Annotated in this window: 18 protein-coding genes; 10 read left to right on the forward strand and 8 right to left on the reverse strand. The window is 60.3% G+C overall.

Annotated elements, in window-relative coordinates:
• Positions 1-44: 44 nt before the first annotated feature.
• On the forward strand, positions 45-2,075 hold the full coding sequence (locus ACF0H7_RS03335) for a methyl-accepting chemotaxis protein (protein WP_397451386.1): 2,031 nt from the start codon (positions 45-47) through the stop codon (positions 2,073-2,075).
• Here ACF0H7_RS03335 and ACF0H7_RS03340 read toward each other — a convergent pair.
• Entirely contained in the window at positions 2,056-2,862 is an 807-nt protein-coding gene (locus ACF0H7_RS03340) for a TatD family hydrolase (RefSeq protein ID WP_397451387.1), read from the reverse strand. The two genes, ACF0H7_RS03335 and ACF0H7_RS03340, sit on opposite strands and share 20 nt — an antisense overlap.
• Positions 2,863-2,864: 2 nt before the next feature.
• Positions 2,865-3,860, reverse strand: a complete 996-nt coding sequence (cra, locus tag ACF0H7_RS03345) for a catabolite repressor/activator (protein WP_397451388.1) — start codon at positions 3,858-3,860, stop codon at positions 2,865-2,867.
• Positions 3,861-4,246: 386 nt separating this feature from the next.
• On the opposite strand from cra, the gene ptsP reads away from it, so the two are divergent.
• From ptsP to ACF0H7_RS03365, 4 genes are all read left to right on the forward strand, one after another.
• Positions 4,247-7,171 carry a phosphoenolpyruvate--protein phosphotransferase gene (gene ptsP / locus ACF0H7_RS03350; protein WP_397451389.1) on the forward strand — a complete coding sequence of 975 codons (2,925 nt, stop codon included), beginning with the start codon at positions 4,247-4,249 and terminating at the stop codon, positions 7,169-7,171.
• Positions 7,171-8,112, forward strand: coding sequence for a 1-phosphofructokinase (pfkB, locus tag ACF0H7_RS03355; RefSeq protein ID WP_397451390.1), 942 nt, complete (start codon positions 7,171-7,173; stop codon positions 8,110-8,112). The genes ptsP and pfkB overlap by 1 nt, the downstream gene beginning before the upstream one ends.
• An 11-nt stretch (positions 8,113-8,123) precedes the next feature.
• A complete protein-coding gene (locus tag ACF0H7_RS03360; RefSeq protein WP_397451391.1) occupies positions 8,124-9,857 on the forward strand; it encodes a PTS fructose-like transporter subunit IIB in 1,734 nt (577 codons plus the stop codon).
• A gap of 167 nt (positions 9,858-10,024) precedes the next feature.
• Entirely contained in the window at positions 10,025-10,966 is a 942-nt protein-coding gene (locus ACF0H7_RS03365; protein ID WP_397451392.1) for an AEC family transporter, read from the forward strand.
• On the opposite strand, the gene ACF0H7_RS03370 is transcribed toward ACF0H7_RS03365, so the two are convergent.
• From ACF0H7_RS03370 to gatC, 6 genes are all read right to left on the reverse strand, one after another.
• Entirely contained in the window at positions 10,963-11,349 is a 387-nt protein-coding gene (locus tag ACF0H7_RS03370) for a carboxymuconolactone decarboxylase family protein (protein WP_397451393.1), read from the reverse strand. The two genes, ACF0H7_RS03365 and ACF0H7_RS03370, sit on opposite strands and share 4 nt — an antisense overlap.
• 13 nt (positions 11,350-11,362) lie before the next feature.
• Positions 11,363-12,400 carry a calcium/sodium antiporter gene (locus tag ACF0H7_RS03375; protein ID WP_397453815.1) on the reverse strand — a complete coding sequence of 346 codons (1,038 nt, stop codon included), beginning with the start codon at positions 12,398-12,400 and terminating at the stop codon, positions 11,363-11,365.
• A 45-nt stretch (positions 12,401-12,445) separates the two neighbouring features.
• On the reverse strand, positions 12,446-12,823 hold the full coding sequence (locus ACF0H7_RS03380) for a septal ring lytic transglycosylase RlpA family protein (protein ID WP_397451394.1): 378 nt from the start codon (positions 12,821-12,823) through the stop codon (positions 12,446-12,448).
• Positions 12,824-13,048: 225 nt separating this feature from the next.
• Positions 13,049-14,494, reverse strand: a complete 1,446-nt coding sequence (gatB, locus tag ACF0H7_RS03385) for an Asp-tRNA(Asn)/Glu-tRNA(Gln) amidotransferase subunit GatB (RefSeq protein ID WP_397451395.1) — start codon at positions 14,492-14,494, stop codon at positions 13,049-13,051.
• Positions 14,495-14,505: 11 nt separating this feature from the next.
• Complete coding sequence (gene gatA / locus ACF0H7_RS03390; RefSeq protein ID WP_397451396.1) at positions 14,506-15,957, reverse strand: Asp-tRNA(Asn)/Glu-tRNA(Gln) amidotransferase subunit GatA; 1,452 nt, start codon at positions 15,955-15,957, stop codon at positions 14,506-14,508.
• A gap of 15 nt (positions 15,958-15,972) precedes the next feature.
• The gene (gatC, locus tag ACF0H7_RS03395; RefSeq protein ID WP_397451397.1) at positions 15,973-16,260 is read right to left on the reverse strand and encodes an Asp-tRNA(Asn)/Glu-tRNA(Gln) amidotransferase subunit GatC; all 288 of its coding nucleotides are present in this window, start codon (positions 16,258-16,260) and stop codon (positions 15,973-15,975) included.
• Between the two features lie 209 nt (positions 16,261-16,469).
• Here gatC and mreB point away from each other — a divergent pair, with 209 nt between their 5' ends.
• The 5 genes from mreB to rng all read left to right on the forward strand — a co-directional run bounded on the left by mreB (position 16,470) and on the right by rng (position 21,579).
• Positions 16,470-17,507 carry a rod shape-determining protein MreB gene (gene mreB, locus ACF0H7_RS03400; protein WP_020292894.1) on the forward strand — a complete coding sequence of 346 codons (1,038 nt, stop codon included), beginning with the start codon at positions 16,470-16,472 and terminating at the stop codon, positions 17,505-17,507.
• Positions 17,508-17,714: 207 nt separating this feature from the next.
• Positions 17,715-18,926 carry a rod shape-determining protein MreC gene (gene mreC, locus ACF0H7_RS03405; protein WP_397453816.1) on the forward strand — a complete coding sequence of 404 codons (1,212 nt, stop codon included), beginning with the start codon at positions 17,715-17,717 and terminating at the stop codon, positions 18,924-18,926.
• Positions 18,926-19,417: a rod shape-determining protein MreD gene (mreD, locus tag ACF0H7_RS03410; RefSeq protein ID WP_397451398.1), complete on the forward strand. Its 492-nt coding sequence runs from the start codon at positions 18,926-18,928 to the stop codon at positions 19,415-19,417. Before mreC ends, mreD begins: the two co-directional genes overlap by 1 nt.
• Positions 19,418-19,513: 96 nt before the next feature.
• On the forward strand, positions 19,514-20,125 hold the full coding sequence (locus tag ACF0H7_RS03415; protein WP_397451399.1) for a Maf family protein: 612 nt from the start codon (positions 19,514-19,516) through the stop codon (positions 20,123-20,125).
• The gene (gene rng / locus ACF0H7_RS03420; protein WP_397451400.1) at positions 20,122-21,579 is read left to right on the forward strand and encodes a ribonuclease G; all 1,458 of its coding nucleotides are present in this window, start codon (positions 20,122-20,124) and stop codon (positions 21,577-21,579) included. Before ACF0H7_RS03415 ends, rng begins: the two co-directional genes overlap by 4 nt.
• Positions 21,580-21,667 lie beyond the last annotated feature (88 nt).

Genomic DNA, 21,667 nt, shown 5'->3' on the forward strand with positions numbered 1-21,667 from the left:
GATTCGCGGTACCCAATAAAAATAAAAGAAAAGGGAGACTTCTTGTGAAGAGCCTTTTGTATCCGGCTGTCGCGTTGATGAACCGTTTGAGCTTCGCGATGAAGTTCACGCTCATCAGCATCCTGTTTTTCCTACCGATGTTGGTCACCAATTTTTATCTGGTCCGCGACTCCTACCGCGAGTTCGTCGGCACTCGCACGGAGCTGCAAAGCCTCAATCTGGTGACCGCCAGCCTGAATCTGCGCAAGGATCTGGAAACCCTCAATGATCTGGTGCAGATCAATGGCGTGCTCGGGCAAAGCAATCAGTTCCCGGAGCTGGCCTCGCAGATCGTTTCCCAGGAAGCCGGCGTCTTTCATGCGATGCAGGCACTGGAGGCGCCGTTGGAGGATCCGGCGCAGGTCGCGGCGTTTAATAGCAAGCGCGATGAACTGATTACCGATTTCAAGGCCGCGCAGAGCGAGACTTCGCTTCAAAGCAAAGTGGGGATGGTCGGTCGGGTGCTGAGCAAGGCGCAGACCTTCGGCAAGGTCGTGGCCAGCCAGGCCGGGCTCAGTCAGGACGGCAGCAGCGACGTGCGGCAACTCACCGATTTGGTCACCAGCGCCACCCCGATCATCACCCAGGCCATTGGTGCCGGTCGAGCTATGGGCGCCTATTCGCTGGGCCAAGGCATGATCAACTCAGCGGCCAGCGCCCACTTCGATGAGTTGCTGCAACAGTTGGAGCGGGTTCAGGGCGATTACGCGTTAAAGCTGCAAGATGCGTTGGATGAAAGCCCGGCGGCGCGCAAAGTGCTGGAAACCCAGGCCAAGGCCAGTCTCGCGACCCTCAAACAAAGCAGCGAGTTGTTCGAAGACAAGGTGATCTCCGCCGAAAGTCTGAACATGCCGTGGCAACAGTTCTATCAACAAACCACCGAGCTGATGACGCAAACCTATCAATTGAACGACGCCATCGTTGCGTTCCTCAACCAGCAGTTGCAAGAGCGTCTGGTGGAAAACCGCCTGCACACCATTTTGTTGGTGACGGCATTGGCGGGTACGTTTTTGTTGATCCTCTACTTGTACGGCGGTTTCTACGCGTCGACGCGCACCACGTTGAAACGCCTGGGCGGGGTGATGGACAAAGTGGCTGCCGGTGACATGACAGCCAGTTTCACTGCCCACAGTCACGATGAACTGGGCGAGTTGGGTCTGGTGTTCAACGGCACAGTGAAGAAAATCCATGACCTGATCGAGTTGGTGAGCAAGACCGTGGTCGAGGTCGAGCGTCAGGCAGGTCAGGTGGAGTCGGTGTCGGCGACCAGCAATCAGGCGGTGGCCGGACAGCGCAGTCAGATCGAGTTGGTGGCGACGGCGATGAACCAGATGTCAGCCACCGCACTGGAAGTGGCACGCAGCGCGGCCGCGGCGGTGAGCAGTGCGCACAGCGTCAATCAGGAAACCGTCAGCGGTCGTGGTCTGGTGGCGTCGCAGCAGAGCAGCATCGCCCAACTGTCCAGCGAGATCGATCAGTCAGTGCTGGTGATCAACCAATTGGCCGCTGATAGCACGTCCATCAGCCAAGTGCTGGACGTGATCAAAAGTATCGCCGGGCAAACCAATCTGCTGGCGCTGAATGCCGCGATTGAAGCGGCTCGGGCTGGTGAGCAAGGGCGTGGCTTTGCCGTGGTGGCGGACGAAGTTCGCACCCTGGCCAAACGCACCCAGCAATCCACGGAAGAAATCGAGCAGATGATCGCCAAGTTGCAAGGCGGCGTCGGCGCGGCGGTCAAGGCCATGGGCGTCAGCCATGAAGTGGCCAATGGCACGGTCAGTCAGTCGGAAAAGGTCCAGCAGGCGCTGGAAAATATCCTCGGTGCTGTAGGCATGATCGTCGATCAGAACCAGCAAATTGCGGCGGCGGTCGAGCAGCAAACGGCGGTTGCCCACGATATCGACCGCAACATCGTAGAGATCAACCGCGCGGGCGAACGTACGGCAGAGGGCGCGCATCAGACTGAAAGCGCCAGCCGTCAGTTGTCATTGCAGGTGGTGGAGTTGAAACAGCTGATCAGCGCGTTTCGGGTGTAACCGGGGCGTTGCGCCAGTTGAACAATTCATAAGCGTTGCGGGTGCTGGCGTCGGCCAGTGCCTGCGCCGGAATGCCCATCAATTGCGCCAGCGCCATCGCGATGTCGGGCAGATGCTCGGGGCTGTTGCGTTGGTTCGGGTACATTGCCGGCGCCATGTCCGGCGAGTCGGTTTCCAACACCACGCTGTCCAGCGGCAGCTCGGCGATCACCCGGTGCATGCGCAACGCTTGCGGCCAGGTCGCGGCACCGCCCAGTCCCAACTTGAACCCCAGCTTGATGTACTCCCGCGCTTCTTCGCGGCTGCCGGCAAAGGCGTGGATGATGCCGCCGCGTTCAAGTTTGAAGCGTTTCAGCGTAGCGATCGTCGCGGCGTGGCTGCGCCGGACGTGGAGCAAGGCCGGCAGTTTGAAGTCGGCGGCCAGTTGCAGTTGCGCTTCGAACACCTGTTGCTGGCGTTCGTGGTCGAGGCCTTCGACGAAATAATCCAGCCCGATCTCGCCCACCGCGCACAGTTGCGGATGTCCGTTAAGGCGGGTCAACCAGTCAGCCAATTCGCGCAGGTGTTGCGGAAGATGCTCATCGATGTAGAGCGGGTGCAGTCCCAGCGCGGCGAAAAGTCCTGCGTCGCTTTGTACTAGATCCCACACCCGTTGCCAGTTGCGTTGATACACCCCCAGCACCACCACGCGCTCCACGCCCAACGCTCGACAATTGGCGAGCAAGGTGTCGCGATCGGCGTCGAAATCCGGAAAATCCAGGTGGGTATGGGTGTCGATCAGGGTCACGCTCAGGCCTCGTGAATCCGTTGCTTGAACGTCCGCGCAATCGCGTGGACGCCAGGTTGGTATTGATTCTGCTCGACCGCCGCCAAGGCCAGCGCCAGCGCTTGTTCGGCGATCAGCGAGTGCTGTTGGGCCATGGCGTTCACCGGCAACGGCAGGAAGTCCAGTAACTGTGTATCGCCGAACGTGCCGAGGTGCAACTGCGTCGGGTTGAGTTTGCGGCTGTGCAATACATCGAAAATGCCCTGTAACAGCACGTAGGACGTGGTGATCAAGGCGTCAGGCAAGTGGCCCAGGCGGTCGAACAATTCAGTGGCCAGGCGCCGGCCGCACTCGCGGCTGAAGGCCTCACCCTGTTCGACGAAGATCGTGCCTTCGAAATGGCTCAGGGCATCACGAAAGCCCGCGGCGCGCGCCTGGCTGACCACCAACTCAGGGCGTGCACCGATCAACGCGATGTGGCGTGGCATGGGTGTGAGCAGACTACGGGTGAGCTGTAAGGCGGCGCCATGGTCGTCACTGACCACTGAACAGAAGCTCGCAGGGTCCATTTCCCGGTCGATGGCGATCACCGGCAGGCCGAGCTTTTGCAGTTCGCGATAACTGTCGTCGGTTTCTGGCAGGCAACTGGCGACGAACAGCGCGTCGCAACGTCGAGCGCGGAACAGTTGTAGCAGTTGCAACTCGCTCTCGGGCGAGTCGTCGGAGCTGGCGATCAGTAGTTGATAACCTTGGGCGCGTGCGCCTTGCTCCAACAGCTTGGCAATCCGCGAGTAGCTGGGGTTTTCCAGGTCTGGCAGGATAAAACCGAGCGTGCGCGTATGACGGCTGCGCAAACCTGCGGCCTGAGGGTTGGGTCGAAAACCGTGCAGCTCCACCACTTGCCGCACACGTTCGACCGTGGCGCTGCTGATGCGTTGTTGTTCGGCCTTGCCGTTGATCACGTAGCTGGCGGTGGTGACAGAGACACCGGCCAGACGGGCAATATCGCTGAGTTTCAAGCCGAAAATTCCTTTTGTTATTTGTATGCCAGTACCGGGCTGTAGGAGCGGGCTTGCCCGCGATCCATGCAACCCGCTGTGTCAGGTAAACCGCCATCGCGGGCAAGCCCGCTCCTACAATTGCTGACCACGGTCCAATGAGAAGCTCTCACCTATTTTCGACTCTGACCTATAGAAACTTCCCACAACCATCTGACGGTTGGACTTCAACGGCGAGAGATTATCGAGTAACGTGCCGTTGTTGATAGATTAAACGATTCAGCAACAGAATTTTCTGCCGCAAATGCTTAATCCGGGCTGTCACACAGTTATCCCCGGCATTGCCTAAGCTTTCGCTCAGCCAAAACAAGAAACGGGTGCCCGTGGGTACCGAACAGGAGAAAGGCATGCTCGAACTTACCGTAGAGCAAATTTCCATGGCGCAAACGGTTGTGGACAAGTCCGCCGCGCTGCAATTGCTTGCCAGCAAGCTGGTGACCGATGGTCTGGTCGCCGAGGGTTATTTGCAGGGCCTGCAAGCCCGCGAGGCCCAAGGCTCGACATTCCTCGGTCAAGGTATCGCAATCCCCCATGGTACGCCTGACACCCGTGATCAGGTGTTCGCCACCGGCGTGCGCCTGTTGCAGTTCCCCGAGGGCGTGGACTGGGGCGAAGGGCAAATGGTCTACCTGGCCATCGGTATCGCGGCCAGAACCGACGAGCACCTGCGTTTGCTGCAACTGCTGACGCGAGCCTTGGGCGAAACCGATTTGGCTGAGGCGTTGCGTCAGGCCAGAACGCCTGAAGCATTGCTCAAACTGCTGCAAGGGGCGCCGCAGGAATTGGCGCTGGATGCGCAGATGATCAGCCTTGGCGTGTCGGCGGATGACTTCGAAGAGCTGGTGTGGCGCGGCGCGCGTCTGCTGCGCAAGGCCGAGTGCGTGAGCAACGGTTTCGCGGCGGTGCTGCATCAGGTGGAGGCCCTGTCGTTGGGTGATGGCCTGTGGTGGTTGCACAGCGAGCAGACGGTCAAGCGCCCAGGTCTCGCGTTCGTCACCCCGGATAAGCCGATTCGCTATCTGGGCCAGCCGCTCAACGGTCTGTTTTGCCTCGCCAGCCTGGGTGAAGCTCATCAAGCGTTGCTGGAACGACTGTGCGCGTTGTTGATTGAAGGTCGCGGCCACGAATTAGGTCAGGCCACCAGCAGCCGCGCCATATTGGAGGCCTTGGGTGGCGAATTGCCGCAGCAGTGGCCGAGCCAGCAGGTGGTGCTGGCCAATGCCCACGGCCTGCACGCGCGCCCGGCGAAGATCCTCGCGCAACTGGCGAAAAACTTCGAGGGCGAGATTCGCGTGCGGGTCGTCGATAGCGCCGAGAGCGCGGTATCGGTCAAGAGCCTGACCAAATTGCTCAGCCTGGGCGTGCGTCGCGGGCAGGTGTTGGAGTTTGTCGCCGAACCCGGGATTGCCGCCGCTGCGTTGCCAGCCATGGTCGCAGCCGTGCAGCAAGGGCTGGGTGAAGATATCGAGCCGCTGCCGCAAGAGGCAACACCGATCATTGCCGAGGCAGCGGTGACGCAGACGGCGATCAACGTACCCCGCCTGCTCGCGCCACTGGACGGCAGCGCCATTCAAGCGATTGCCGCAGCGCCCGGTTTTGCCGTGGGGCCGGCCCATGTTCAAGTGCCGCAGACCTTCGATTTTCCGCAGCAAGGCGAGTCGCTCGAGGCTGAACAACAGCGCTTGCAGCAGGCCGTGAGCGCGGTGCGTCAGGATCTGGAGACGCTGATCCAGCGCGCCCAGGCCACCGCCATTCGCGAGATTTTCATTGCTCATCAGGAGATGCTCGAAGATCCGGGCTTGACCGACGAAGTCACTGCACGCCTGACGCAGGGTGATAGCGCGGCAGCGGCATGGATCGGCGTGATCGAAAGCGCCGCCCGGCAGCAGGAGTTATTGCAGGACGTTTTGCTGGCCGAGCGAGCGGCAGATTTGCGTGACATTGGCCGTCGCGTATTGGCCCAGTTGTGTGGCGTTGAAACCCCGGCCGAACCGGAGCAGCCGTACATCCTGGTCATGGACGAGGTGGGTCCATCGGACGTGGCGCGCCTTGATCCAGCGCGCGTCGCCGGCATTCTCACCGCGCGCGGCGGCGCTACCGCCCACAGTGCGATTGTCGCTCGGGCACTGGGGATTCCGGCGTTGGTTGGCGCCGGCGATGCGGTGTTGCTGATTAAGTCAGGGACCCTGTTGTTGCTCGACGGCCAACGCGGGCGTTTAAGCGTTGCGCCGGATTCGGCCACTTTGCAACGCGCTACCCACGACCGCGATACCCGCAGCCAACGCCTGCAGGCAGCGGCAGAATTGCGCCTGAAACCTGCCGTGACCCGTGACGGTCATGCGGTTGAAGTGTTCGCCAACATCGGCGACAGCGCAGGCACGGCGTTGGCGGTGGAGCAGGGCGCGGAAGGTATCGGCCTGCTGCGCACCGAACTGATTTTCATGGCGCACACCCAGGCGCCCGACGAAGCGACGCAAGAGGCCGAGTACCGCCGGGTGCTCGACACCCTCGCCGGTCGACCGTTGGTGGTGCGAACCCTGGATGTAGGCGGCGACAAACCGTTGCCGTATTGGCCCATCGACAAAGAAGAGAACCCTTTCCTCGGCGTACGCGGGATTCGTCTGACTTTGCAGCGGCCGCAGATCATGGAAAGCCAACTCCGCGCGCTGTTGCGGGCGGCGGACAATCGGCCGTTGCGCATCATGTTCCCGATGGTCGGTACCGTTGAAGAATGGCGTCAGGCGCGGGACATGACCCAGCGCTTGCGTCAGGAAATTCCGGTGGTGGATCTGCAACTGGGGATCATGATCGAAGTGCCCTCTGCAGCGTTGCTGGCGCCGGTACTGGCCCGTGAAGTGGACTTCTTCAGCGTCGGCACCAATGACCTGACGCAATACACCCTCGCCATCGACCGTGGTCACCCAACCCTGTCTGCGCAAGCCGATGGCCTGCATCCCGCCGTCTTGCAACTGATCGACATCACCGTGCGTGCGGCCCACGCCCATGGCAAATGGGTCGGGGTGTGTGGCGAGTTGGCGGCCGATCCGTTGGCGGTGCCGGTGCTGGTGGGCATGGGCGTCGATGAGTTGAGTGTGGCCGCGCGCAGCATTGGCGAGGTCAAGGCCTGCGTGCGCGAGTTGAACATGAGCGCGGCGCAAAGTCTGGCCCAGCGCGCGTTGACGCTCGGCACGGCGGGCGAAGTGCGGGCATTGGTCGAGGCCCTCTCGGCAGAGACGGTGCTAGTGGGCGATGCCCTTTTGGAGAGTCACTGATGGCGAACATTCTGACCCTGACCCTCAATCCGGCGCTGGACCTGACGGTGCAGTTGGGCCAATTGCAGGTGGGCCAGGTCAACCGCAGCGACGCCATGCTTTGCCATGCGGCAGGCAAGGGGATCAACGTTGCGCAGGTGTTGGCCGATCTCGGACACCACCTGACCGTCGCTGGTTTTCTCGGTGTTGATAATCAACAAGCGTTCGAAACCCTGTTCAGCCAGCGGCGGTTCGTCGACGAATTCGTGCGGGTGCCGGGTGAGACCCGCAGCAACATAAAGCTGGCCGAAGGCAGTGGGCGGATTACCGACCTCAATGGTCCCGGACCGAACGTCAGCGACGACGCACAGCAGGCGCTGTTGGCCCGGCTGGAGCAAATCGCCGCCGAATTTGATGTGGTGGTGGTCGCCGGCAGTTTGCCCCGTGGCGTGAGTCCTGAATGGTTGCTGACGTTACTGCTGCGCCTGAAAGCCCAGGGCCTGAAAGTGGTGCTCGACACCAGCGGCCTGGCGTTGCGTGCCGGGTTGGCGGCGGGACCGTGGTTGATCAAACCCAACACCGAAGAACTGGCCGAAGCGCTGGATGCGCCGATCATTTCGGTCGAAGCGCAGGCCGAGGCCGCTCGCCGCCTGCACGCGCAAGGTATCGAGCATGTGGTGATTTCCCAGGGCTCGGAGGGCGTGCACTGGTTCAGCGCCGGCATTGCCCTGCATGCGCTGCCGCCGAAAGTGGTGGTCGCCAGCACCGTCGGCGCGGGCGATTCGTTGTTGGCAGGGATGGTTCACGGTCTGCTCAGTGGCGATACCCCGCAACAGACCTTGCGCACGGCCACGGCAATCGCGGCGATGGCGGTGACCCAGATTGGTTTTGGTATCAGCGATGCGGCGCAACTGAAGCTGCTTGAGAAAAGTGTCAGCGTGCGCGCCCTGACCGAACAATAAGAGGGATTGTCATGAAATTAGCCATTGTTACTGCCTGCCCGAACGGCAAGGTCAGCAGCGTGCTCAGCGCCAGATTGCTGGACGCCGCCGCGCAACGTCAGGGCTGGCAAACCAGCGTCGAAATCCATGACCCGCAGCGCCCCGACAATCAACTGTCGCCCGAGGTGATCGTGGCCGCTGATTGGGTGTTGGTGATCAACACGGGGCCGTTGGACCTCAGCCGCTTTATCGGCAAACGCCTGTTCCGGGACACGCCGGCGCATGCCTTGCAGGATGTAGAAGGGTTTCTGCGCATGGCGGCCGAGAAGGCTGAAGTGCATGTGGCGTCGCAAGTCGAAGAGCCGCTTCCAGTAGTCGGCGCGCAACAATCACGTCTGGTCGCCGTGACCGCTTGCCCGACAGGCGTCGCTCATACCTTCATGGCGGCCGAAGCCATTCAACAAGCGGCCAAGCGTTTGGGCTATGAACTGCACGTCGAAACCCAAGGCTCGGTGGGGGCGCGAAATCCATTGAGTGCGCAGGCGATTGCCGAGGCCGACGTGGTACTGCTCGCCGCCGATATCGAGGTCAATACCGAGCGATTCGCTGGCAAGCGTATTTACCGCTGCGGCACCGGGGTCGCCCTTAAACAAGCCGACGCCACGCTGAAAAAGGCTTTGGCTGAAGGCGCGGTGGAGTCGACATCGGCTACGCAGGTGACGCCGCGCAAGGAGAAGATCGGGGTCTACAAGCACCTGCTGACGGGCGTGTCGTTCATGCTGCCGATGGTGGTGGCGGGTGGGTTGTTGATTGCGTTGTCGTTCGTGTTCGGCATCACCGCGTTCAAGGAACAAGGCACGCTGGCGGCGGCGCTGATGCAGATCGGCGGCGAGTCGGCGTTTAAATTGATGGTGCCGCTGCTGGCGGGGTACATCGCTTACTCCATCGCCGACCGACCAGGCCTGGCCCCGGGAATGATTGGCGGTTTGCTCGCCAGCACACTGGGCGCCGGTTTTATCGGTGGGATCATTGCTGGGTTCCTGGCGGGTTACTGTGCGTGGGCAATCAACCGTTACGCGCGCTTGCCAGCGAGTGTCGAGGCACTGAAACCGATCCTGATCATTCCTCTGTTTGCGAGTCTGTTCACGGGTCTGGTGATGATCTATGTGGTCGGCAAGCCGGTGGCGGGCATGCTTGAAAGCCTGACCCATTTCCTCGACAGCATGGGCACCACTAACGCAATTCTGTTGGGTGTGTTGCTTGGCGCGATGATGTGCGTTGACCTGGGTGGGCCGATCAACAAGGCGTCGTATGCGTTCTCGGTCGGGTTGCTGGCTTCGCAAAGCTACGCGCCGATGGCGGCGACAATGGCCGCCGGCATGGTGCCGCCGATTGGCATGGCCATCGCCAGCTTCATCGCCCGCAACAAGTTTGCCCAGAGTGAGCGGGAGGCGGGCAAAGCGGCGTTGGTGTTGGGCTTGTGCTTCATCTCCGAGGGCGCGATCCCGTTCGCGGCAAAAGATCCTTTGCGGGTAATTCCGGCGAGTATTGCTGGCGGCGCGTTGACCGGGGCGCTGTCGATGGCGTTCGGCTGCAAGCTCATGGCACCCCACGGCGGCCTGTTCGTGATGCTGATCCCGAATGCGATCAATCACGCCATGCCCTATGTGTTCGCGATAGCGGCGGGGAGCTTGCTGACCGGGATTGCCTACGCCCTGTTGAAGCGGCCGGAAGTGGTGGAGTTGGAAGGTGTGGCGGTGACCTGATTGACCGAGGGATGCCCCCTGTAGGAGCGGGCTTGCCTGATACACCGCATCAAGCGGATCGCGGGCAAGCCCGCTCCTACAAAGGATCATTGCGCCAACCCGGTATACCTGACACACCCGCTGACATATCATTAGCCACCTAACGACAGGTCAGGGTTCTGAACGGCATGCTGGGTCTATTTCTCGAAACCCTGAACATCACCGCACCGGTATTCGCCATGCTGTTTCTCGGCGTGGTGCTGAAACGGGTGGGGTGGATCAACGATAGTTTTATCCACACGGCATCGGCGTTGGTGTTCAACGTCACCATGCCGGCGCTGTTGTTTCTCGGCATTATTCACGCGGATCTAAGCGCCGCGCTGAAGCCGACGTTGTTGCTGTATTTCTTCGTCGCGACACTGGTCAGTTTTGCCGTGGCCTGGGGCTGGGCGATCTGGCGTTGTCCCTACGAGGATCGCGGGATCTTTACCCAAGGCGCGTTTCGCGGGAACAACGGCGTCATCGGCCTCGCGCTGGCCGGCAGTATGTACGGCAGCTACGGCATTTCCCTTGGCGCGATTCTCGCGGCGCTGGTGATTCTGTTCTACAACACGCTGTCGACCATCGTCCTCGCCGTCTACAGCCCGGTGATCAAGTCTGATCCGTGGAGCATCTTCAAGAGCGTGCTGTGCAACCCACTGATCATCAGTGTGTTGGTCGCCGCGCCATTCGCTTATTTCAAAATCGGCATCCCTGGCTGGCTGCAAACCTCGGGTGAGTACCTGGCGCAGATGACGTTGCCACTGGCGTTGATGTGTATCGGCGGCACCTTGTCGCTGGTGGCGCTGCGCAAAAGCGGCAAGCTGGCGGTCAGTTCGAGCATGTTGAAGATGATCTGGTTGCCGATTCTCAGCACCCTGGGCGGCTGGCTGTGCGGTTTTCGTGGTGCGGAGTTGGGGATACTTTTCCTGTACTTCGGCAGCCCGACGGCCTCGGTGAGTTTCGTCATGGCCCGCGCGGCCAATGGCAATCACGAACTGGCGGCCGCGATCATCGTCATCACCACGCTGGCTGCGGCGGTGACGACGAATATCGGGATTTTTATCTTGCAGTGGGGCGGCTGGATTTAGTTCGCTTTCTGGTAAGCGTCGATCACTTCCTGCGCGGCACGGAACGCATCGATCGCCGCCGGAGCACCGGCATACACCGCGCAATGCAGCAGTGTTTCGCGGATTTCCTCGACGGTGCAGCCGTTATTCAGCGCGCCGCGCACGTGGCCTTTGAGCTCCTGTGGGCACTTCAATGCCGTCAGGGCGGCGAGGGTAATCAGGCTGCGGGTTTTAAGCGGCAAGCCTTCGCGGGTCCAGACACTGCCCCAGGCATGCTCGTTGACGAAGTCCTGCAGCGGTTGGGTGAAATCGGTGGCGTTGCCCAGTGCGCGGTCGACGAATTCATCGCTCATGACCTGACGACGCATCTGCTCGCCAGCGCTGCGTTCTTGGTTATCGCTCATCTCACTTTCCTCGTTAGTGTTGGCGCCGCCAGGCTCGAACCGTACCGAACACAAGAAAGGCGGCAAGCAGGGGCAGTACGAAACGGATCATCAACTTTTCCAGGCTGTCGGCCAGCGGCATCCCGGTGGTGAACGAAATGATGTGCAGGCCATAAGCGAAGTACAACGCCAACAGCAGCACACCCTCGGTTCGGGTCACGCGGTAGCCGGAATAAAACACCGGCAGACACAGTGCCGCCACGGCCAGCATCACCGGCAGATCGAAACTCAGTGCGTTGGGTGAGACCGAGAGCGGTTGTGGCGCGATCAATGCGGTAAAGCCGAGTACGCCCAGCAGGTTGAGCAAGTTGCTGCCGATCACATTGCCGACCGCGATGTCCCGTTGACCGCGGATCGCGGCAATCAGCGAGGTGGTCAGGGCCGGCACCGACGTGCTGCCGGCGATTACGGTCAGGCCGATGACCCGTTCCGACAGACCCAGGTCCTGGGCAACGATCACCGCTGCCTGCACCAGTAACCGTGCGCCAAACACCAGCAAAAGCAGGCCGAGGACCATGCGGGTCAGGCTGCGTAGCCAAGGGGTTCGATGTTGAGTGTCCGGGCTTTTCTGCAAATGGCCACGGGATTGATGGGTGAGGATCATCAGGTACGCCAGCAGCGACAACAGCAAAATTCCGCCGTCGAGGGCACTGAGTTCGCCGTTATAGGACAGGCCGAAAACCAGCAGGCTGGCGCCGATCATCAGCGGAATGTCCAGGCGCACCACTTGCCGTGGCACGCGTAAGGGAATGATCAGCGCTGAGAGGCCAAGGGTGACCAGCACATTGAAGATATTGCTGCCGACCACGCTACCGACGGCAATGTCGGGGCTGGAGGAGAACGCGGCTTGCAGGCTCACCGCCATTTGCGGAGCGCTGCTGCCGAGGGCGACCACCGTCAGGCCGATAATCAGCGGGCGAACCCGCAGGCTGGCCGCCAGGCGCACGGCCGCGCGCACCGAGACTTCGGCGCCAATCACCAGCATTAACAACCCACCAATCAGTTGCAGCAGATTTGGCAGTGGAAGTGTGGATAGCTCGAGAATTCAAATCACCCGTCAGTCGCCCAAGGTCTGTACGCGTACCTGCGCCACACCGCTGCCCAGCATACCGAGTTGTTCGGCTGCTTTGCGTGACAAATCTATCAGGCGACCACGTGTGTGCGGGCCACGGTCGTTGACGCGAACCACAACCTTTTTGTCATTGCCCAGGTTGGTGACCAACAAGCGGGTGCCGAAAGGCAGATTGCGATGTGCGGCGGTCAGGGAGTTTTGGTCGAAACGCTCACCGCTGGCGGTGCGTTTGCCCTGATGTTTGGCGCCGTAATAGGAGGCGCCACCGGTTTGGTTGTAACCGTGTGGGTCGATGTCGGTCTCGTGGGTAGCACAGCCAGCCAGGAGAGTGAGGAAGGCGCAAGCACCGAGAAGCCGTAGCATGGGTCAGTCCTTGATTGGAACGCCGAAGAAAGCTTGTTTGTCTGGGCTGACGTTCTCGCGGACAAATCCGGACCTACAGGGTTGCGTCACCCTGTAGGAGCGAACTTGTTCGCGAGGCGGTGAGTCAGGCAAACCGTGTCAGGCTGCTCGCCAACAAGTTGGCTCCTACAGCGAGGGCGATGTGTCAGGCAGCGCACACATCCACAGACAAGATTTTGCCCGCTTTTATCCCTCGAGCTTGTTTTTCAACAATTCGTTCACTTGTTGCGGGTTGGCTTTGCCTTTCGACAGTTTCATCGCCTGGCCCACGAAGAAACCGAACATCTTGCCGCGCTTGGCTTCATCGGCGGCACGGTAGTCGGTGACTTGTTGAGCATTGGCGGCGAGCATTTCGTCGAGCATCGACTCAATGGCGCCGCTGTCAGTCACTTGTTTGAGGCCGCGTTGCTCGATGACTTCGTCCGCGCTGCCTTCACCGTTGGCCATCCCCTCGAAGACCATTTTCGCGATCTTGCCGGAGATGGTGTTGTCGGTGATGCGCAGCAGCATGCCGCCCAATTGCTCGGCGCTGACTGGCGACTGATCGATTTCCACGCCCAGCTTGTTCAGCAGGCTGCCCAGCTCAACCATCACCCAGTTGGCCGCCAGCTTGGCGTCGCCGCCGATGCTCACGACTTTCTCGTAGTAGTCGGCTTGCTCGCGGCTCGATGCCAGAACGCTGGCGTCGTAGGTCGACAGGCCGAATTGCTCCTGGAAGCGTGCACGCTTCTGCGGTGGCAATTCCGGCAAGGTGGCGCGCATTTCAACGAGGAACGAATCGTCGATCACCACCGGCAGCAGGTCTGGATCGGGAAAGTAACGGTAGTCGTTGGCTTCCTCTTTGCTGCGCATGGCGCGGGTTTCGTCTTTGCTCGGGTCATACAGGCGGGTTTGCTGAATGACGCGGCCGCCGTCTTCGATCAACTCGATCTGGCGCTGCACTTCAGTGTTGATCGCCTTTTCGATGAAGCGGAACGAGTTGACGTTCTTGATCTCGCAGCGCGTGCCGAACTCGACCTGGCCTTTAGGGCGGATCGAGACGTTGCAGTCGCAACGCAGCGAGCCTTCGGCCATGTTGCCGTCGCAAATGTCGAGGTAGCGCACCAGTGCGTGCATGGCTTTCACATAAGCCACGGCTTCCTTGGCCGAACGCATGTCCGGCTCGGAAACGATTTCCAGCAGCGGTGTGCCCGCGCGGTTCAGGTCGATCCCGGTCATGCCGCTGAAATCTTCGTGCAGGCTTTTGCCGGCGTCTTCTTCCAGGTGCGCACGGGTAATGCCGACGCGTTTGACCGTGCCGTCTTCCAGGGTGATGTCCAGGTGGCCCTTGCCGACAATCGGCAGTTCCATCTGGCTGATTTGGTAACCCTTCGGCAGGTCCGGGTAGAAGTAGTTCTTGCGCGCGAACACGTTGTGCTGACCGATCTCGGCATCGATCGCCAGACCGAACTTCACGGCCATGCGCACGGCTTCCTGGTTCAGCACCGGCAAAACGCCGGGCATGCCCAGGTCAACCAGGCTGGCTTGCGTATTCGGCTCGGAGCCAAACGTAGTGCTGCTGCCGGAGAAAATCTTCGAGTGGGTCGACAGCTGGGTATGAATCTCCAGCCCGATCACAACTTCCCATTGCATGTGTTTTCTCCTTAGAAGCCTTCAGGTGCGCGAGTGTGCCAATCAGTTACCTGTTGGTATTGATGCGCGACGTTGAGCAGGCGGCCTTCCTGGAAATACGGGGCGAGCAGTTGCACGCCGACCGGCAGGCCTCCAGCGAAACCGGCAGGCATGGACAAGCCCGGCAAGCCCGCGAGGTTGGCGGTGATGGTGTAGAAGTCTTCCAGGTACGCGGAAATCGGGTCGTCGTTCTTGGCGCCGATTTTCCACGCCGGGTTTGGCGTGGTTGGGCCGAGGATCACGTCGACTTCGGTGAAGGCGTTCATGAAGTCGTTCTTGATCAGGCGACGAATTTTCTGCGCTTGCAGGTAATAAGCGTCGTAGTAGCCGGCCGACAACGCGTAGGCGCCGACCAGAATCCGCCGCTGGACTTCCGGGCCGAAGCCTTCGGCGCGCGAGCGCTTGTACAGGTCGGTCAGGTCTTTCGGGTCTTCGCAGCGATAGCCAAAGCGCACGCCGTCGAAGCGCGACAGGTTGGAAGAGGCCTCAGCCGGCGCGATCACATAATAAGCGGGGATCGCGTGTTGCAGGTTCGGCAGGCTGATTTCCTTGACCACGGCACCGAGCTTTTCCAACTCTTTGACGCTGGCCATGACCAGTTCGGCAATGCGTGGGTCGAGACCGGCGCTGAAATATTCCTTTGGAATACCGATGCGCAAGCCTTGCAGCGAAGCGTTGAGGCTGGCGCAATAGTCCGGAACCGGCTCGTCGATGCTGGTGGAGTCCTGCGGATCGAAGCCGGCCATGCCTTGCAGCAGCAGGGCGCAATCTTCAGCGGTGCGGGCCATCGGGCCTGCCTGGTCGAGGCTGGAGGCGTAAGCGATCATGCCCCAGCGCGAAACGCGACCGTACGTCGGTTTCAGGCCGGTGAGGTTGGTCAACGCTGCCGGTTGGCGAATCGAACCGCCGGTATCGGTGCCGGTGGCAGCCGGTAACAGACGAGCGGCAACCGCTGCCGCTGAACCACCCGACGAACCGCCGGGCACGTGTTCAAGGTTCCACGGGTTTTTCACCGCGCCGTAGTAGCTCGACTCGTTGGCCGAACCCATGGCGAATTCGTCCATGTTGGTCTTGCCCAGGGTCACGGTGCCGGCGGCTGCCAGCTTGGCGACCACGGTGGCGTCGTACGGTGCTTTGAAGTTGTCGAGCATCTTCGAGCCGCAGCTGGTGCGTACGCCCTGGGTGCAGAACAAGTCCTTGTGAGCCAGTGGGGCGCCCAGCAGCGCGCCGTTCTCACCGGCGGCACGGCGGGCGTCGGCAGCTTTCGCTTGACCAATGGCCAGCTCTTCGGTGAGCGTGATGAAGCTATTGAGTTGCGGGTCGAGCTGGGCGATGCGCGCCAGCAGAACGCGGGTCAATTCTTCGGAAGAAAACTTTTTATCGGCGAGTCCGCGGGCGATCTCGGCCAGAGTCATATGGTGCATTGAAGGCTTTTTCCCTTACTCGATGACTTTCGGAACCAGATACAGGCCTTTTTCGACCGCTGGTGCGATGGCTTGGTAAGTGTCGCGGTTATTATGCTCGGTCACCACGTCTACACGCAGACGTTGCGAGGCTTCGAGCGGGTGCGCAAGGGGTTCGATACCGGTGGTATCGACGGCCTGCATCTGATCGACCAGCTTTAATATGCTGTTCAGTGCTTCGGTAGTACGCGGAATATCGGCGTCATTCAGGCCCAATCGAGCCAGATGAGCGATTTTTTCCACGTCGGAGCGGTCAAGTGCCATGGGGATTCTCCAGTGGAAGACAGACGAACGGATTCTGTGTGTTAGATTGTGGAACACTAACGCATTTCTACGGTCATAAGGCCGCGAACGTCTAGGGTAGTGCTCGGAAAAACCGCCAATTTAACATATTGGCTCCTTGCCCAAAATCCCTGTCGTTGTTAGAGTTTGCCGCACTTTTTTACCCACGCGTTGCCCAGGGTCCCTTTCCCATGTTCAAGAAACTGCGTGGCATGTTTTCCAGCGATCTCTCGATCGACCTGGGTACTGCCAACACCCTTATTTACGTGCGTGAGCGCGGTATCGTCCTGAATGAACCGTCGGTTGTGGCCATTCGCACCCACGGCAACCAGAAGAGCGTCGTCGCTGTCGGGATGGAAGCCAAGCGCATGCTTGGTCGTACGCCTGGCAACATTGCGGCCATTCGTCCAATGAAAGACGGCGTCATTGCCGACTTCAGCGTGTGCGAAAAGATGCTGCAGTACTTCATCAACAAGGTTCACGAAAACAGCTTCCTGCAGCCGAGCCCTCGTGTGCTCATCTGCGTACCGTGCAAGTCCACTCAGGTTGAGCGTCGTGCCATCCGTGAGTCGGCGCTCGGTGCCGGTGCCCGTGAAGTGTTCCTGATCGAAGAGCCAATGGCTGCTGCAATCGGTGCGGGTCTGCCGGTTGAAGAAGCGCGCGGTTCGATGGTCGTCGATATCGGTGGTGGTACCACTGAAATCGCCCTGATCTCGCTGAACGGTGTGGTTTACGCCGAATCCGTTCGTGTTGGCGGCGACCGTTTCGACGAAGCGATCATCACCTACGTGCGTCGTAACTACGGCAGCCTGATCGGTGAATCCACCGCAGAGCGCATCAAACAGGAAATCGGTACTGCCTACCCAGGCGGTGAAGTACGTGAAGTCGACGTACGCGGCCGTAACCTGGCTGAAGGCGTTCCACGTGCCTTTACCTTGAATTCCAACGAAGTGCTCGAAGCACTGCAGGAATCCCTGGCGACTATCGTTCAGGCGGTCAAAAGCGCGCTGGAGCAATCGCCTCCGGAGCTGGCTTCGGACATCGCCGAGCGCGGTCTGGTGCTGACCGGTGGTGGCGCCTTGCTGCGTGACCTGGACAAGCTGCTGGCCCAGGAAACCGGTCTGCCGGTCATCGTTGCCGAAGATCCGCTGACCTGCGTCGCTCGCGGCGGTGGTCGTGCGCTGGAGATGATGGACAAGCACACCATGGATCTGCTCTCCAGCGAATAAAATCGCCAGGTACAGCTCCAGGTGGCCTCGTTAACAGGTAGCGCTCGTGCTACCTGTGTGCGTTAGGCTTGCGCCAAAATAGGGCGTATTTTTGTCCATCTGTTTCCAGGCCGGTTCCATACCGCATGAATAAGCACATCCAACTGATCATTAGCCTCGGAGGAGCGGCCTATTAAACCGCTTTTCGCAAAAGGTCCCTCATTGGGCGTGCGCCTGCTGGTGCTGGTCGTGTTGTCGGTTGCGCTGATGGTGGTGGATGCGCGCTTCACGGTGCTCAAGCCGGTGCGCAGCCAGATGTCGTTGGTGTTGATGCAGTCCTACTGGATTGCTGACTTGCCGCAACGTCTTTATCAGGGTGTGGCCAGCCAGTTTGGCAGCCGTACCGAACTGATCGCTGAAAACGAAAAACTCAAGACTGAAGCCTTGCTCCTGCAAGGGCGCCTGCAAAAGCTGGCGGCCTTGACCGAGCAGAACGTGCGTCTGCGCGAGTTGCTCAACTCCTCCGCGCTGGTCAATGAAAAGGTCGAAGTGGCCGAATTGATCGGTATGGACCCCAATCCCTTTACCCATCGCATTATCATCAACAAGGGTGAACGCGATGGTGTGGTGCTCGGTCAGCCGGTGCTCGATGCCCGCGGTCTGATGGGGCAAGTGGTCGAATTGATGCCGTACACCTCGCGGGTACTGCTGTTGACCGACACCACCCACAGCATTCCGGTCCAGGTCAATCGCAACGGCCTGCGCGCCATCGCCAGCGGCACTGGTAACCCGGAGCGTCTGGAGTTGCGTCACGTGCCCGACACGGCGGACATCAAGGAAGGTGACCTGTTGGTGAGTTCCGGCCTGGGTCAGCGTTTCCCTGCGGGCTATCCGGTAGCGACAGTCAAGGAAGTGATTCACGATTCCGGTCAGCCATTCGCCATCGTGCGCGCCGTTCCGACTGCGGCGTTGAATCGCAGTCGCTACCTGTTGCTGGTGTTCAGTGACGGTCGTTCACCTGAGCAGCGTGCCGCTGAGGCCGCGCAAGCCCAGGAAGCCATTGATCGGCAAGGTACGGATGCAGCGGCCGCCACCAATCCTTCAGTGCCCGCTGCTGCGCTGCCTGCCGGGACACACGCGACACCTGCCGCGGCTGCCGCGCATACCCCGGCCATGGCCGCGACTCCGGCTGCTTCCCACGCGAACCCGGCGTCTGCTGCGACGCCTGTTCATGTACCAACGGCCTCGACCCATGCACCCGGCGCTCATGTGCCTGGATCTCGCGCATCCGCGACCCAAACGCCTGCGCCAGCAGCCCCTGCAACCCCGGCAGCGCCGGCGGTGCATGAGCCCGCGCATCCGGTCAACAAGCCGCCCAAGCCTGTGGTGGTCAAGCCACCAGTCGTCGAGCCTGTCGTACCTCATCAGAGGGAAGAGTAATGGTAAGTCTTGCCCGTGCGAAAAACGGTTGGGTGGTCTGGTTCAGCTTTGTGGTTGGCCTGCTGCTGAGTGTTTCGCCGTTGCCTCAGTTCATGGAAATCTTTCGCCCACTTTGGTTGGCCTTGTTGCTGGCGTTCTGGGCGTTGGCATTGCCGCACAAGATCGGCATGACCACGGCCTGGTTGCTCGGTCTGGCTGAAGACGTGCTGTATGGCACGTTGTTGGGGCAGAACGCGATCATCCTGACCCTGATTACCTTTTTGGTGGTGTCCTTGCAGCAACGCTTGCGCACCTTCCCGATGTGGCAGCAAAGCCTGGTATTGCTGGTGATATTCGGCCTGGCGCAACTGGTACAACTCTGGCTCAGCGCGTTGACCGGTAACCGTCAACCCACACTGGCGCTGGTCTTGCCGGCCTTGGTCAGTGCCCTGCTGTGGCCGTGGGTGAGTTATGGCATGCGTGGCCTGAGTAAACGCTTGAGTATTTATTGAGCGGATCGCAAGGCGGCATTTTTCGTATAGTTGCACGGGTCGCATGGCTCTATTGTCCAGTGACAACGCCCACGAACCTCGACAAGGAGCTGTCTTTTGCCCCCACTCTTCCTGGCCTCCGGATCACCGCGCCGTCGTGAGTTGCTGACACAAATTGGCGTGCCGTTTACCGTTGTCGGCGCGGACATCGATGAAACCCCTCTCTTCAACGAAACCCCAACGGCCTATGTCGAGCGCCTGGCGCGCAGCAAGGCCGAGGCGGGCATGGCGTCGCTGCTTTCCAGCGGCGGGCCGGCGAAACGCTGCGTGTTGGGGGCTGATACAGCTGTGGTGCTGGAGGGGCGCATTCTTGGCAAACCGGCTGACAAGGCCGATGCATTGGCAATGTTGAATGCGTTGTCCGGGCGCGAGCATGAAGTACTGACGGGCATTGCGCTGCTGGACGGTCAGCGCTGCGAAACCCGCGTGGTCAGCAGTCGCGTAGGGTTTCGGCCGATTCTGGTGGAAGTGGCCGAGGCCTATTGGGCCAGCGGCGAACCTCGGGACAAGGCAGGCAGTTACGCGATTCAGGGCCTCGCAGCAATCTTCGTTGAGGGGTTGCAGGGCAGCTATTCTGCAGTCGTTGGCTTACCGTTGTGCGAAACCGCAGAACTGCTTGGCCGTTTCGGCATACCCTGTTGGCAACGCCTGGAAGGTAATAAGCCATGAGTGAAGAAATTCTGATCAATATCACGCCGATGGAATCGCGCGTGGCAGTGGTTGAGAACGGTGTGCTGCAGGAAGTCCACGTTGAGCGGACCCAGCGTCGCGGTATCGTTGGCAACATTTATAAAGGCAAAGTGGTGCGGGTTCTGCCCGGCATGCAGGCTGCTTTTATCGACATCGGCCTGGATCGCGCGGCGTTTATTCACGCCTCGGAAATCTCCATGCGCGAAGGTCCGGCGGTTGAAAGCATCAGTGCACTGGTCCACGAAGGCCAGAGCCTGGTGGTACAGGTCACCAAGGATCCGATTGGCAGCAAGGGCGCGCGTCTGACTACCCAGTTGTCGATCCCGTCGCGCTATCTGGTGTACATGCCGCGCACGGCCCATGTCGGGATTTCGCTGAAAATCGAAGACGAAGCCGAGCGTGATCGCCTCAAGCAGGTGGTCACCGATTGCGTCGCCAAAGAAGGTATCAAGGAAGCCGGTGGCTTTATCCTGCGTACGGCGGCTGAAGGGGCCGGCGCCGATGAAATCCTCATGGACATCCGCTACCTGCGCCGTTTGTGGGATCAGATTGGCGTACAGATCCAGACCGCCGGTGCGCCGAGTGTGATCTACGAAGACCTGGGCCTGGCCCTGCGTACGTTGCGCGATTTGGTCAGCCCGCGAATCGAGAAGATCCGTATCGACTCCCGGGAAACTTTCCAGAAGACCACGCAGTTCGTCGCCGAGTTGATGCCGGAGATCGCTGATCGTCTGGAGCACTACCCTGGCGAGCGCCCGATTTTTGACCTGTACGGCGTCGAAGATGAAATCCAGAAAGCCCTGGAGCGCAAGGTGCCGTTGAAGTCGGGCGGCTATCTGGTGATCGACCCGGCGGAAGCGATGACCACCATCGACGTCAACACCGGGGCGTTTGTCGGCCATCGCAACCTCGAAGAGACCATCTTCAAGACCAACCTCGAAGCCGCCACCGCGATTGCCCGGCAGATGCGCCTGCGCAACCTTGGCGGGATCATCATCATCGATTTTATCGACATGGAAGATGGCGAGCACCAACGCCAGGTCTTGCGCACGCTGGAGAAGCAGCTGGAACGCGACCACGCCAAGACCAATATCATCGGCATCACCGAGCTGGGCCTGGTGCAGATGACCCGCAAGCGCACTCGGGAAAGTCTCGAACAGATTCTGTGTGAGCCGTGCGCCAGTTGTCAGGGCCGAGGCAAGTTGAAGACCCCGGAAACGATCTGCTACGAAATCTTTCGCGAAATCCTGCGCGAGGCACGCGCGTATCAGGCGGAAGGCTATCGTGTATTGGCTAACCAAAAGGTCGTGGATCGTTTGCTGGATGAAGAGTCGGGCAACGTTGCAGAGTTAGAGAGTTTTATCGGCCGCACCATTCGTTTTCAGGTCGAAACCATGTATTGCCAGGAACAATATGACGTTGTGCTGCTCTGATCAGCGATCCATCAGCTTCAGATAATTTTAATGAGAACTGTGCGTGGTAAATGAGCAATCCCCGATCCTCCGGATAACTGCACGGCAG

This window comes from Pseudomonas sp. NA-150, assembly GCF_044336365.1.
Taxonomy (GTDB): Bacteria; Pseudomonadota; Gammaproteobacteria; order Pseudomonadales; family Pseudomonadaceae; genus Aquipseudomonas.